15 protein-coding genes are annotated in these 12,772 nt (G+C 43.6%); 12 read left to right on the top strand and 3 right to left on the bottom strand.

The features are described 5' to 3' along the window. Positions 1-33: 33 nt before the first annotated feature. The 9 genes from KJS52_RS04225 to KJS52_RS04185 all read left to right on the top strand — a co-directional run bounded on the left by KJS52_RS04225 (position 34) and on the right by KJS52_RS04185 (position 7,484). A complete protein-coding gene (locus tag KJS52_RS04225) occupies positions 34-852 on the top strand; it encodes a purine-nucleoside phosphorylase (RefSeq protein WP_213513422.1) in 819 nt (272 codons plus the stop codon). Between the two features lie 129 nt (positions 853-981). Next, positions 982-1,161 carry an aspartyl-phosphate phosphatase Spo0E family protein gene (locus KJS52_RS04220; RefSeq protein ID WP_213513420.1) on the top strand — a complete coding sequence of 60 codons (180 nt, stop codon included), beginning with the start codon at positions 982-984 and terminating at the stop codon, positions 1,159-1,161. Positions 1,162-1,202: 41 nt separating this feature from the next. Further along, positions 1,203-2,537, top strand: coding sequence for a pyrimidine-nucleoside phosphorylase (locus tag KJS52_RS04215; RefSeq protein WP_213513419.1), 1,335 nt, complete (start codon positions 1,203-1,205; stop codon positions 2,535-2,537). Between the two features lie 160 nt (positions 2,538-2,697). Next, positions 2,698-3,453 carry a GTP cyclohydrolase II gene (locus KJS52_RS04210; RefSeq protein WP_213513417.1) on the top strand — a complete coding sequence of 252 codons (756 nt, stop codon included), beginning with the start codon at positions 2,698-2,700 and terminating at the stop codon, positions 3,451-3,453. A 169-nt stretch (positions 3,454-3,622) separates the two neighbouring features. Then, entirely contained in the window at positions 3,623-4,801 is a 1,179-nt protein-coding gene (locus tag KJS52_RS04205; RefSeq protein WP_213513809.1) for a D-alanyl-D-alanine carboxypeptidase family protein, read from the top strand. 140 nt (positions 4,802-4,941) lie between these two features. Continuing rightward, a complete protein-coding gene (spoIIAA, locus tag KJS52_RS04200; protein WP_213513415.1) occupies positions 4,942-5,295 on the top strand; it encodes an anti-sigma F factor antagonist in 354 nt (117 codons plus the stop codon). Next, complete coding sequence (spoIIAB, locus tag KJS52_RS04195; protein WP_213513413.1) at positions 5,292-5,738, top strand: anti-sigma F factor; 447 nt, start codon at positions 5,292-5,294, stop codon at positions 5,736-5,738. Before spoIIAA ends, spoIIAB begins: the two co-directional genes overlap by 4 nt. Positions 5,739-5,757: 19 nt before the next feature. Further along, positions 5,758-6,513 carry an RNA polymerase sporulation sigma factor SigF gene (gene sigF, locus KJS52_RS04190; protein WP_213513412.1) on the top strand — a complete coding sequence of 252 codons (756 nt, stop codon included), beginning with the start codon at positions 5,758-5,760 and terminating at the stop codon, positions 6,511-6,513. Between the two features lie 197 nt (positions 6,514-6,710). Then, positions 6,711-7,484 (top strand): hypothetical protein, encoded by a 774-nt coding sequence (locus tag KJS52_RS04185; RefSeq protein ID WP_213513411.1) that lies wholly within the window; start codon positions 6,711-6,713, stop codon positions 7,482-7,484. 130 nt (positions 7,485-7,614) lie between these two features. Here KJS52_RS04185 and KJS52_RS04180 read toward each other — a convergent pair whose 3' ends face one another. The 3 genes from KJS52_RS04180 to KJS52_RS04170 form a co-directional block, all read right to left on the bottom strand. Then, complete coding sequence (locus KJS52_RS04180; protein ID WP_213513409.1) at positions 7,615-8,076, bottom strand: hypothetical protein; 462 nt, start codon at positions 8,074-8,076, stop codon at positions 7,615-7,617. A gap of 538 nt (positions 8,077-8,614) precedes the next feature. Further along, positions 8,615-9,205: a hypothetical protein gene (locus KJS52_RS04175; RefSeq protein WP_213513408.1), complete on the bottom strand. Its 591-nt coding sequence runs from the start codon at positions 9,203-9,205 to the stop codon at positions 8,615-8,617. Positions 9,206-9,226: 21 nt separating this feature from the next. Next, the gene (locus KJS52_RS04170) at positions 9,227-9,829 is read right to left on the bottom strand and encodes a zinc metalloprotease (RefSeq protein WP_213513407.1); all 603 of its coding nucleotides are present in this window, start codon (positions 9,827-9,829) and stop codon (positions 9,227-9,229) included. Between the two features lie 715 nt (positions 9,830-10,544). Here KJS52_RS04170 and KJS52_RS27640 point away from each other — a divergent pair. From KJS52_RS27640 to KJS52_RS04155, 3 genes are all read left to right on the top strand, one after another. Further along, positions 10,545-11,468 carry a collagen-like domain-containing protein gene (locus tag KJS52_RS27640; RefSeq protein WP_213513406.1) on the top strand — a complete coding sequence of 308 codons (924 nt, stop codon included), beginning with the start codon at positions 10,545-10,547 and terminating at the stop codon, positions 11,466-11,468. Between the two features lie 216 nt (positions 11,469-11,684). Further along, positions 11,685-12,338, top strand: a complete 654-nt coding sequence (locus tag KJS52_RS04160) for a stage V sporulation protein AA (RefSeq protein ID WP_213513404.1) — start codon at positions 11,685-11,687, stop codon at positions 12,336-12,338. Continuing rightward, positions 12,331-12,759 (top strand): stage V sporulation protein AB, encoded by a 429-nt coding sequence (locus tag KJS52_RS04155; protein WP_213513402.1) that lies wholly within the window; start codon positions 12,331-12,333, stop codon positions 12,757-12,759. The genes KJS52_RS04160 and KJS52_RS04155 overlap by 8 nt, the downstream gene beginning before the upstream one ends. Positions 12,760-12,772 lie beyond the last annotated feature (13 nt).

Raw genomic sequence — 12,772 nt, 5'->3', positions numbered from 1 at the left:
AAGCCGTTTCATTACATACTTAGGAGGAGAACTATGAGTCAAAGCAAGCAAATTAAAGAAGCAGCGCAATATATCGAGCAGAAGCTGAGCATCAAGCCGGAGATTGGATTGATTCTCGGCTCAGGTCTGGGAGTTCTCGGCGACCATATTGAGAATCCGATTATTATTCCGTATGAGCAAATTCCTCATTTTCCTGTATCAACGGTTGAAGGACATGCCGGCGAGCTAATGATTGGCACGCTGTCTGGCCGACAAGTAGTGCTAATGCGAGGTCGCTTTCATATGTATGAAGGATATGGACCTGAAACGACTGCCTTTCCAGTTCGTGTCATGAAGGCGTTGGGCGTACAGGCTTTAGTTGTAACGAATGCTGCAGGCGGCATCAATGAAAAGTTTGCTGCAGGCAACTTGATGCTTATTTCCGACCATTTGAATTTGACAGGGAAAAATCCGCTGATCGGGGCTAATGATGCTGCGCTTGGCGCACGTTTCCCGGATATGTCGGAGGCATACAGCAAACGCTTGAGAGCGGTAGCCAAAACGGTTGCTGCTGAAAAAGGCATCGAGCTGGTAGAAGGCGTATATGCAGGACTGCTGGGACCTTCCTATGAAACGCCTGCGGAAATTCGCATGCTGCGAATTTTAGGTGCAGATGCAGTAGGGATGAGCACCGTTGCAGAAGTTATTGCAGCTCGCCACAGCGGCATTGAGGTTATAGGGATTTCCTGCATTAGCAATATGGCGGCGGGCATTTTGGATCAGCCTTTGTCGCATGAAGAGGTTATGGAAACGACAGATCGGGTAAAAAATCAATTTTTAGAGCTTGTAACGTCATTAATCGCCAAAATATAATGTTTTTGTCACAGAATGTTCACAGATTAGCTGCCCTAATGTGACAACCTTCGTACCGTTAGTCGTCGTATAATGTCCTTAATCTAGGGTGTTTTGTAATTTGATAGGTGAGGATGGTTATTGAAGGAAATGGACAGTCAACTGAATATGAAAATCGAGATGTTACGCAAGCAAATGGAGATGACAGCAGCGCAAAAAGGCAGTCTTTTGCACAAGGACGTCATTGCGATTAGTCAGCTATTGGACGAGCATGTACTACGAGCACAGTACATGAAGAAAAAGATGCCGCTGTACGAATATGCGCTGTAAGCCTTCACCTAATCACTCATAAGCACAAACTGGAGGAAACGATGAGAGCCGTAGATTTCATTCAACAGAAGCGCGATGGGAAAGAGCATTCCGCTCAAGAAATTCACGAGTGGATTGAACGATATTGCAAGGGTGAAATACCTGACTATCAGATGTCGGCATGGACCATGGCCGTCTATTTTAATGGCATGACGGACAAGGAAGTAGCTGCGCTGACGCTGGCGATGGCCAAGTCAGGAGATCAGGTCGATTTATCTGCGATCCAGGGCATTAAAGTGGACAAGCATTCGACAGGTGGTGTCGGCGATAAAACAAGTCTTATTATCGCTCCGATTGTTGCAGCAGTCGGAGTACCAGTGGCAAAAATGTCGGGTCGCGGACTTGGACATACTGGAGGTACGATTGATAAGCTTGAATCGATCGAAGGATTTCATACTGAGCTGACTCAGAAGCAATTTGTCGAGCAAGTGAATTCAATTGGTGTCTCCTTAATTGGTCAGAGCGGGGATTTGGCTCCTGCAGACAAAAAGCTGTATGCATTACGCGATGTAACAGCGACAGTAGAATCGATTCCTCTCATTTCAAGCTCTATTATGAGCAAGAAAATTGCAGCTGGTGCAGATGCAATTGTGCTTGATGTGAAGACGGGAAATGGTGCATTTATGAAGACGCTAGAGGACAGCATCGAGCTGGCCCAGGCGATGGTCTCAATCGGTACTGAGACAGGCCGGGAAACAGCCGCTATCATTAGCGACATGGATCAACCGCTAGGCTATGCAATCGGCAATGCGCTGGAGATTAATGAGGTCATTGCGACGTTAAAGGGTAATGGACCTGTTGATTTGACAGAGCTATGCTTGACGCTGGCTGCGCATTTGGTCGTGCTGGGTAAAAAGGCTGCAGATCCAGACGAGGCAAGACTGCTCGTTGAGCGCGCATTGCAAAGCGGCGAGGCGCTTGAGAAGCTTCGTCAGCTCATTGCAGCTCAAGGTGGCGATGCAGCGGTTGTGGACGAGCCTGAACGGCTGCCGCAAGCTGCATTCACTTATGAGGTGAAATGTGAACGTGATGGCTATGTTTCAGCAATTGCCGCCCAAACGCTAGGCTTGGCGGCGATGAAGCTGGGCGCTGGCCGCGCGACCAAGGAGGATGCAATCGATCATTCGGTTGGCATTGTTCTTGGCAAAAAGGTTGGAGAAAAGGTGTCGCAAGGTGATGTGCTTGCTATTATGCATGCCAATGCTGAGCTTGATCCACAGCATGAAGCTGTGCAGATGACGCTATCCGCATTTGCCATAGCAGAGCAAGCTCCAGCTGTGCGACCGCTGCTGCAAGCCATTGTAACGAAGGCTGGCGTGCAGCGATTGTTGGAGTAGACGGCAACAGCGAAGGAGTAAGCATTCGAAAACGAAGTGCTGCATAGGCAAGAAGCAGGGCGTCCGGATGGTCAGGTTTAACTGACTTTCTGGACGCCTTTTTGCTATGCACATAAAACCAATTGGCAAATCGCACACTGATACAAAGGAGGATTTGCTAATGACACAACTTAAACTCGAAGCAAAGGCGGTTGCGCTGCTCGAAAAGAAAATAGAACTGATACGCACTGCAAAAGGAGCGATTTATTTAGTAGGGCCTATTCAGCTGCCGGTCAATTTATATGATAACATCGTTATCTTTCAATGGTACTGCTGGCTGAATTGCGATGAGGTAACGGAGGATTATGAACGAATTATTGAAAAGCTGTCGTCGTTGACGCTGGCTGAATTTCAACAGTCGAGCGTGCTCGCTTACGGGGATTTTGCACATGCTGATGACGCTCTCGTGCGCTTTCATTCGATATGCCATACTGGAGATATTTTCGGCAGCAAGCGCTGTGATTGCGGCTTTCAGCTTAAGCAATCGATGCAGAAAATTGTCGACCACGGCGATGGTGCGCTGTTTTACTTAGCCAATCATGAAGGACGCGGAATCGGCTTGTTCAGCAAAGCGATGGCTTATGTCCTCCAGGAGAATGGCTATGATACGGTAGAAGCGAACGAAGCGCTTGGCTTTGTCGATGACTCGAGAAACTATTCTGATGCCATTCAAGTATTGAAGGCGTTGCGCACAAAGCCGGTAACCTTGCTTACAAATAACCCGCGAAAGCTGGAAGCGCTAAAAGAAGCGGGCATGCCGTTGGCAGGACGTACCGCCCTATGGGGCGATGTGTCCAAGTACAATGAAAAATATATATCGACAAAAAGGAATCGCTCTGGCCATATGGGAGAAGACGAAACCTGCTGCAATGACTAGTTACTGTGCAGCTTAAGCAATTTCCTGTTTAACCCTAATACGACCAAACTATGGAATAAAAAACGATGAGCACGTCAATAATAAATAAGTAAGAATAAGAGAGACTATTCATAATGAACCAGCTTGAGAAGTTTAGGAGGGACATTAGTTGAAGAAATTTACAGTTACAATGTTAGTCATCAGTATGTTGCTCATTCAGTTTGCTAGCGCGCAAACGGTTATGGCCGAGGAATCCAATACGCCTAATGCCGCAGAAAATAAGGGCAATGCTGGGCCGGCACTAGCAAATAGCGCAGTTTCAGCGATTGTGATGGATGCCGATAGCGGTACGGTTATCTTCGAAAAGAATAGCCATCAAAAATTGCCGCCGGCTTCGATTACGAAAATTATGACGATGCTGCTCGTTATGGAAGCAGTTGACCAGGGCAAGCTTAAGCTGTCCGATATGGTATCGACTAGCGAAAGAGCTGCCTCGATGGGCGGGTCTCAAATTTTCCTTGAAGTAGGCGAGCAGATGACCGTCGAGGAAATGCTAAAGGGAGTGGCGATGGCGTCGGGCAATGATGCTTCTGTAGCGCTGGCAGAAAAGCTTGCCGGCACGGAGGAGCAGTTCGTTGCGATGATGAACGAACGCGCCAAGCAACTGGGCTTGAAAAATACTCATTTTATGAATTCCAACGGGCTTCCTGTAGAAAATCATTATTCCAGCGCTTATGATATTGCGGTTATGTCGCGAGAGCTGATGAAATATGATTTAATTCGTTCCTTCACTGGAAAATACCAGGATTATTTGCGCAAGGATACAGAAAAGCCGTTTTGGCTTGTCAATACGAACAAGCTGGTTCGTTTTTATGATGGTGCCGACGGTATTAAAACAGGCTATACAAGCGAAGCAAAATATTGCTTGTCAGCTTCCGCTATGCGGGATGGCATGCGTGTAATTGCGGTTGTGATGGGGGCGCCGTCCACCAAGATCCGCAATGCGGAAGTTACGCAAATGCTCGATTACTCATTTGCCCAATATATGAATTACCCGCTTATTAATAAAGGCGAGGTAATCGGTTCGCTCGAGATTGAAAAAGGGATGGAGCGCAAGCTTGACATCGTTGCGCCGCAGCCGTATAGCGTGCTTGTTAAGCGTGGCAGCAACACCGATCAGATTCACTATGTGCTTGATATGGATGAATCGATCAAGGCGCCGGTTATTGAAGGGCAGCCAATCGGCAAGCTTATGATTTATCAAGGCGACTCGCTCGTTAAGGAATATGAGCTGCTGTCTCCGGCTACGATTGATCGCAGCAACTGGTGGAGATTGCTGAAGCGCTCGACAAAAAGCTTGTTTCACTAAAATTTTTATATAGTTTTGACGCTTTTCTTCTAGTTTTGTCAACGGGCAGGAAATATCAATTTCGCTGTTGAATCCTTACTCTATCATCTTATGCAGCTATTGCTTTGACACCAACCAAACAAAGAGGAGCTGAGCGAGTCGTGAGTGTGATAGCGAATATTGAGCGCAATCAAAATGCTATAATTGTCCGTTTAAGCGGCGAACTGGACCATCACAGTGCTGATCGAGTACGAACCCTGATTGAAGAAGCGATGATGAAGGATAATGTAAAGCATCTCGTTATGGACATGCAGGAGCTGACCTTCATGGACAGCTCCGGTATCGGCGTCATATTAGGGCGGTACAAGCAGGTAAAGGCAAAAGGCGGGAAGCTGATCATTTGCAATGCAAATCGTTCAGTCAATCGCTTGCTCGAGCTGTCAGGCTTGTTCAAAATTATCGAACGGCATGACGATGAAAACAGTGCGCTTTCAAGCCTGGAGGTGGTATCATGAGCGTCATTAATAAGTTTTCTTTAACCTTTAGTGCGCAATCCTGCAATGAAAGTTTTGCCAGAATGGTTGTGGCCAGCTTTGTTGCATATCTTGATCCGACGCTAGAGGAGCTGGAGGATTTGAAAACCGTTGTTTCAGAAGCGGTTACGAACTGTATCATTCATGCCTATGACAGTGATCCGACCAAGGAAATTCTAATGAACGGGATAGCCGAGGACGGAAAGATTACGATCGAAATAATCGATCATGGCGCTGGCATTGAGGATACAGAGCTGGCTCGCACACCGTTGTTTACAACGAAGCCTGATGAGGAACGATCAGGGATGGGCTTTACCATTATGGAAAATTTCATGGATCATTTCGAAGTCAGCAGCACGCTTGGCGGCGGTACAAGAATTACGATGATGAAGCGCATTGCATCAAAAAAAGCGCTCTTTAACTAGGGCATAGGGGTTGAACCTCATGAATGTGGATATGAAGCAATCAGCCCAGCCTTATCTGGACGACGCTGAGGTTAAACGCTTGATTGCACTGTCGCAGGCAGGCGATATGAGCGCAAGAGATCGGCTCGTCAATTCTAATATTCGGCTCGTTTGGTCAGTCGTACAGCGCTTTATGAATCGCGGCTACGAGCCTGAGGATTTATTTCAGATTGGCTGCATTGGGCTATTGAAGTCGGTAGATAAATTCGATTTAAGCTATGACGTGAAATTTTCTACTTATGCGGTACCGATGATTATCGGCGAAATTCAACGCTTTCTTCGTGATGATGGGACGATTAAGGTTAGCCGTTCACTTAAGGAGATGGCTAACAAGGTTCGCAAAATGAAGGATGAGCTATCGAAAACGATGGGACGTTTGCCAACGATTTCTGAGGTAGCTGAGCGATTAGGAATTACACCAGAGGATGTCATCTTCGCGCAAGAGGCCAACAAGCCTCCAACTTCCATTCATGAGACTGTGTTTGAGAATGACGGAGATCCAATCACGCTAATGGATCAAATTGCCGATGAATCGCAGGAAAATTGGTTTGACAAAATGGCGCTTGCTGAAGCGATTGAAGGCTTGAGCGAGCGAGAGCGCACAATTGTCTATTTGCGCTATTTTAGAGACAAGACGCAGTCCGAGGTGGCCAGTCGCCTGGGGATTTCCCAGGTACAGGTGTCGCGTCTTGAGAAAAAAATATTGAAGCTGATCAAGGACCAGATTGCTTTGTAGGAAAGACAGCAGTGGTCAACGCAAGTTCGTGAAAAGAACGTATGTCGCTTATACAAGAAGAGGGCTTATTCAGATCGTCAGTTTGCTGACTTTCTGGACAAGTCCTCTTTTTTCTGTATAAAATTACAAATTTGCTCAGCATAAATGATAATATAATCTATGGAGATAGAATTTGGTAATTAACGGGGAGGGAAGACATGAAAAAGTCCGATCGAATCTGGAGATGGTCTGGCTTCGTAATTGGAAAGTTGTCCGGTGCTGGATTTGCCTTTTCTTTGTGCGCGCTATATATTTTGCATTCTTCAAGCTATGACATGTATGAATTTTCAGAGTATTTATCCTATCCTCTTCTTTGGATCATACTTTATGTTTACGGTGTCATTTGTTCCTTTGTTATAGACTTGCTAGCATTTCGCTTTCCTAGAATAATTGGAAGGTTGAAAGTTGTCTTGTACGTTTTGGCGGGTTTTTCCTTCTTTTTTATTCAGGGAATTAACGTTTACACTGTCGTAGCGGGTATCGTCGGTGCGTTGTGTGCTTTGTTATTTTACGGTGGAACCATCTTGTCACATCAAAATCGCCTTTTTAAATATGGATTTGCTTTTGTGATTCCGCTTGCTATTATGATTATTTCAACCATTGATTTTACAGAAAAGAAGGGTTGGCAAGAGACAAGAACAGATTCAACTTACGAAGCCAGCTTCGGATACTTTAATGGTAAGCATGAAATTCCTATTGAGGTTGAAAGAGGAGAAACTCTTACCTTTAGCGTTTCAGTATTAAATAAAAATGGTGGTGGTCACGGCTACCATATCCGAACAGATGGTCATCCCAGGGTTGCAATGAGAGAAGCAGGTGCTGATCAGTTGTCGTTTCGTTCAGAGGAAGGTGGAACATATCGAATTGTCGTAACTGGTGATCATTTAAAAGGTTCGATACGGATCAATTGGGAAGTCTCAGGTGGAAAGTAAAGGGGCGTGCATGCAAAAAGCTATTAAAGAAGCTTGCTCAGAACAAATTCTGGCATTTTTATTATGCGATAAACGATCTTTATAAAAATAATAAAGATCTGTAATAAATACAGATCTTTATTATTGCAATCTAAAGTTCCATTAATAATTTTACTGAATTTTTTAAATCACTGTCAAATAATTCTTTCTGATTTGCATTAATATCGACCCAATACAACATGAGAACATTATTGTAACTATAAACAATTACCTCGTGTTCATTTAAGTTCATTTTCTCTAACTCTAATCGTCCAGCTTCTTGGTCTTCTTTAGAGTTATATATATATACAGTTAGTAATTCCTTAAAAATTGAATCCGCCATTGGTCTTCCGATCCTAAATGATGTAGGCTCTTCCCCATTTAAAATTAAGCGCGCATAATCTAAGAGATCATTGGGGAGTAACTCTAAATTACTCTTTTTAACAGCTTCTTTGACCTCATTCAAGGTTAAATTTTTTGATGTATCACTTCGTTTGTTTTCATTTCCACAACCTACCATCATTATTGTAAAAATCAAACTCAAAAGCCCTATTAGAATATATTTAATCCTCATCATCTCGCCCCCTTATATTATAAAAAACGTTAAATAGATGTATTATGTTTCAACGTTCCTTAAATTTCAGTATAAGAATACATTGTGAAAAGTATGTAAAGCAACGTCGTCGTTTCTAGATATGTTTAATCTATAGTACACAGATAAATGTATTAGCGTTCAATTGATCATTCTACGCTACATGCAACAAGGCAGTTGGTGTTCACTAAACTAGTGTACATATGCTGGTTATGAAAAATTCCTACAGCACAATTTTTTAACCTTTTCTAGAATTTAAATAGCAATTGCTACTTTCTTCCGTTTCAATGAAGGGATCGTCATTCACTTGTTCAACTTTTCAATAAGTCTGTAGTCATATCTGTTTCGACTTAACAGCAAAACTTTTTATGCCATGTTTTCTTTTTCTCGGCTAATGCTTGACAACAGCGAGTACTATAGGGCTTTCAACAAATATCTAGCCATTTTGGGTATATAAATAAAAGACCTTAAATCAACATTTTGATTGAATTAAGGTCTTTTAAGATTATTGATACATATATTATCTTAAGGCTTCTGGTTTTTTTCTATTCTTTGCAGCTTCTGAAATTTGTTCTTTAAAGTCGTTTACACCTAAATGATTATCTGATTTCATTAAAGTTGATAATTTATCTGACTTAGAGGTCACTATTTGGTCGTTCACTACTTGAAACTTACCTGCATTTCCATTAAGTGGCCAATATCCTTCTTCCGGATGCTTTTGAAGTAAAAAGACATACTCTTCGCCTATTGACACTAATGAAGAGTCCTTCTCATTTCCATGTTGTAATAATTTTATCTCTTTTTCAACAATCTCACCATCAATGACCTCCGAAACTTGAATTATTGCTGGTGTGACTGGAAATTCAAAAGGTACTTTAGTAGGCAATCCAGAATCTTGGATATATGTTTCCTTTTGTTCAATTACCTTACCGACTACAACTGCATCTACAAAATACATATATTCTTCTAAATCAGTTGTTGGGATCTCTGAACCGAAATGGTGCGCTTGATCCTCTTGCTTTGATTGAAAAGAATATACAATAAACGCAGCGCTAACACCAACAAGTATACTTAACAAGATAGGATAAATTTTTTTGATATATAGACTCATTAGCTCATCACATCCTTTTATCTAATACTTACCATTTATTTGACCTGCATCATAAGTAGTTACCGTATTAGTTCTTTTTGCATTACCCTGCAGATGCATAACTGAAGTAGAACTTGACGTTGTATGTTTTAATCCTGCAACGTGACCAAGCTCGTGAGTAATAGTTCCTGAAGCTTGTGCGTTATTTCCAGTAGGGTAATACTCCTCACTAAAGTACACACCTGCATAATCAGCACTAGTACATAAAAGGTCTGGATCGCCTGCGTTTGTATTACATGCACTTCCACCACTAAATAATTGTGCCCAACCATACCAACTTCCCCAGCCATTCCTCTTCCAAGTGTCTTTGTCAACTGAGTACATGTCAACTGTTGAAGATGAAAATGCTGTAGTTGTTATATTTACACGAGCAGTACTTGAATTCCAATTTGAAATTCCAACAGAATAACGATTGCCCCAGTCACCAGTAAGATAAGTATTACTTGTTTTCAATTGTACCGTTTTATTCGTAACATGAGACCAGTTAAGATTGAAAGTATCTGCTATTGCTGTCGTTGCTATAACAAATGAAATAATTGAAATTGAAAATAAAAATAGTAATCTTGGAAACTTAATCGCTTTCATTAATGCACACTCCTCCATTAAATAAATTAAGGTTTTTTGAATGATTCACACAATTCTCCTTTCTTTTTCAAATGATAAATTATGACTTAAAGAGGTTGTCCCGATGACTGTTTTGGAATTTTTTAACCCCACACCTACAATTTACCATGAATCACAATAAATCCTCGCGATTAATAACGAAGCTGATTAATATTATCTTAAGTGTAGTTTTTATCGCATTAAATTTTACAGTTATGATATAAAAACGACAAGTCATGAAAAAAACTATTTATTTTTACGCATCGTTTATTATGAATATGATGTAAATGGAAATTTACTAACCGTACGACAAACAGAGCAGTAAAAATAAGTATTGAAGAAACAATATACCCTTTAAAAGGAGCAAGTCGATTATGGTCCAACACGGCCATAATCGACTTGCCTTTTTGTTGTTGTTCAGGAAATTTTGCAGTGTAAGAATTGTGAATAACCATGTAGAAATAACTTACGGTAAGACGGCAAATACGTACATTTTAGCGTTGAAGGGTGTTTGTCCCACACTTAATTTTATCATCGCTCATATTGATAATAATTACCATTCCAATGAATGTTGCGTGTAGGCATGTATTACGGACATGCCCTGCGCATGCAGCGAACCGAGCATGGAATTGGTACGTCAGGTTATTCGCCTCGGCTAATGCTGAGAGCTCAATAGAAGTAAAGGAGAATGGTTTGTATGTCAAGCGAAGAACAACATGTACTGAACTTGCAGGAAGCTGGTCCAACAGGCCCTACCGGTCCAACGGGTCCTACTGGACAAAGTGGCTTAAATGGACAGAATGGTTATAACGGAGCGACCGGCCCAACGGGTCCGACAGGCGCAGGAGCGCCAGGGCCAACCGGTCCGACAGGAGTACCAGGTAACACCGGCCCAACGGGTCCGACAGGCGCAGGAGCGCCAGGTCCAATCGGTCCGACAGGAGCACCAGGTAACACCGGCCCAACGGGTCCGCAGGGAGATACAGGTCCACAAGGTCCACAGGGAGATACAGGTCCACAAGGTCCGCAGGGAGATACGGGTCCACAAGGTTCGCAGGGAGATACGGGTCCACAAGGTCCGCAGGGAGATACGGGTCCACAAGGTCCGCAGGGAGATACGGGTCCACAAGGTTCGCAGGGAGATACGGGTCCGCAAGGTTCGCAGGGAGAGACTGGGCCAACGGGCCCGCAGGGTCCAACCGGAACGGCCGGGTTCGGCAAAACCTACACGTTTCCTGATTACACAATAGATTTAACGCAGGGCTATGATACTCCGCAGACTGTGTTTGATCAGTCCTTTGCAAGTGATCTGGTGGAAGGGCAAAAGTATAAAGCAGAGCTATTTTGTTATTTCGACCCGTCTCCTAAAAACAGCTATAGTGGTCCATGGACTACTCAGATTCAATTTTACGGTTTGGATGGTCTTAATCTATACTACCAAACATTTTATATAGATTCTACTTGGAATGGGGGCTTTTTAGTATTCACTGCTTGGGGAACCTTTACTCAAAGTCAAAGCACTAAGCTGAGTTTTACGGTTTCTACCGGGGTTCATTCTGAGAATCTTGATAGTGTAGCTGTAAGACAAGTTCGTTTAGCGATAACTCCTGTATCGCAATGATCCAATTCGAAATGGCAGACAGCATTGGTGTGCTTTATTGTGTTGGCTTAGAGAGCTCGATTGCTGGCTGTACCGTCCCCCAATTGTTAGAGTTGATCTGGCAATTGGGGTGTTTTTTTCTTTCCTTTTTGTTTTCGTCCTGCCAGCGAGAGGATAAAAATCCAGGCTTTGCTCATACTAAGATGAGGTTATCCACATTTTAGAGGAGGAGTGCCTATGGCTGTTCCATCGACCTCTATCTACCTTCGCCTTAAGAAGCGAATCAGTATAGGCAAGTTTCAGGAAGTGAAGCTTAGCGATGCCGCCCATGTTTTAGTAGAGGATAAAACGATTGAGCGGCAATTGAAAAATATGGTGGTATACAAGCATCGACAGCAGGATGGCAACCGCTGTGTCATTGATTTGCTGCAAATTATCGATTTAATCAAGCGGCGCTGGCAGCATGCCCAGATTGAAGTATACGGCGATCCGCAAATACTGGTGATGATTTCTGAACGGGTTGGCAAGCCGCGCTATTTGCTGCTCGTTATTTGCTGGCTGCTGCTGTTTTGCGGCTCTGGCTTGACGCTTATGAATTTCCACGCCGATGTCAATATGAAGGATACTCATATCCGTATCGTAGAGCTTATTACAGGGGAGCATGTCGATCATCCGCTTTGGTTCCAAATTCCGTATTCGATAGGTGTTGGGGCTGGCATGGTGCTCTTTTTCAATCATATTTTCAAAAAGAAATTCAATGAAGAGCCCAATCCGTTGGAAGTGGAAATGTTTATGTACCAGGAAAATGTAAATACCTACGTTATTGCAGAGGAAATTCGCAATCGAGGCAAGCGGGAGCGGCAATCTGTAGGGGAGGAGGGCTATGATTAATGCAGCTTTAGTCGCGACTACCGTGTTCTTAGCGCTAGCTGGCGGGATCGTCGTCGGTACGAGCTTTGTCGCCTTGCTCGTCATATTTGACTTGATTCCCAGACTTGCCCAGCTTTCAAATGCCTACCACCTGTCCTTTGTATTCGAGGCTGCTGTCATTAGCGGGGCGCTATATTTTACGGTTGCTGATTTTTTCGACCTCGGCATCAAGCTGCCTTATGTTGCAACCAGTACGCTGTCAGGCTTATTCAACGGTATGTTTGTCGGCATGCTGGCAGCGGCGCTGACCGAGGTTATGAATGTGCTGCCGATATTGGCCAAGCGCTTGCGGCTTTCGGCAGCGATGGTCGCTTTGATGATGGCCATGGTGCTGGGAAAGTTAACGGGCTCGCTTGTTGACTGGCTATTGTTCCAATGGTAGGCCAGAAATGTTT

Source organism: Paenibacillus montaniterrae (assembly GCF_018403185.1).
In the GTDB taxonomy this organism is placed as follows: domain Bacteria; phylum Bacillota; class Bacilli; order Paenibacillales; family Paenibacillaceae; genus Pristimantibacillus; species Pristimantibacillus montaniterrae.
The sequence above is the reverse complement of the archived record's forward strand: the minus strand, read 5'-3'. Positions and strand labels throughout refer to the sequence as shown.

Coding starts and splice junctions, on each gene's coding strand:
- KJS52_RS04225 (WP_213513422.1), top strand. CDS start 34: ATGAGTCAAAGCAAGCAAATTAAAGAAGCAGCGCAATATATCGAGCAG.
- KJS52_RS04220 (WP_213513420.1), top strand. CDS start 982: ATGGACAGTCAACTGAATATGAAAATCGAGATGTTACGCAAGCAAATG.
- KJS52_RS04215 (WP_213513419.1), top strand. CDS start 1,203: ATGAGAGCCGTAGATTTCATTCAACAGAAGCGCGATGGGAAAGAGCAT.
- KJS52_RS04210 (WP_213513417.1), top strand. CDS start 2,698: ATGACACAACTTAAACTCGAAGCAAAGGCGGTTGCGCTGCTCGAAAAG.
- KJS52_RS04205 (WP_213513809.1), top strand. CDS start 3,623: ATGTTAGTCATCAGTATGTTGCTCATTCAGTTTGCTAGCGCGCAAACG.
- spoIIAB (WP_213513413.1), top strand. CDS start 5,292: ATGAGCGTCATTAATAAGTTTTCTTTAACCTTTAGTGCGCAATCCTGC.
- sigF (WP_213513412.1), top strand. CDS start 5,758: ATGAATGTGGATATGAAGCAATCAGCCCAGCCTTATCTGGACGACGCT.
- KJS52_RS04185 (WP_213513411.1), top strand. CDS start 6,711: ATGAAAAAGTCCGATCGAATCTGGAGATGGTCTGGCTTCGTAATTGGA.
- KJS52_RS04180 (WP_213513409.1), bottom strand. CDS start 8,076: ATGAGGATTAAATATATTCTAATAGGGCTTTTGAGTTTGATTTTTACA.
- KJS52_RS04175 (WP_213513408.1), bottom strand. CDS start 9,205: ATGAGTCTATATATCAAAAAAATTTATCCTATCTTGTTAAGTATACTT.
- KJS52_RS04170 (WP_213513407.1), bottom strand. CDS start 9,829: ATGAAAGCGATTAAGTTTCCAAGATTACTATTTTTATTTTCAATTTCA.
- KJS52_RS27640 (WP_213513406.1), top strand. CDS start 10,545: ATGTCAAGCGAAGAACAACATGTACTGAACTTGCAGGAAGCTGGTCCA.
- KJS52_RS04160 (WP_213513404.1), top strand. CDS start 11,685: ATGGCTGTTCCATCGACCTCTATCTACCTTCGCCTTAAGAAGCGAATC.
- KJS52_RS04155 (WP_213513402.1), top strand. CDS start 12,331: ATGATTAATGCAGCTTTAGTCGCGACTACCGTGTTCTTAGCGCTAGCT.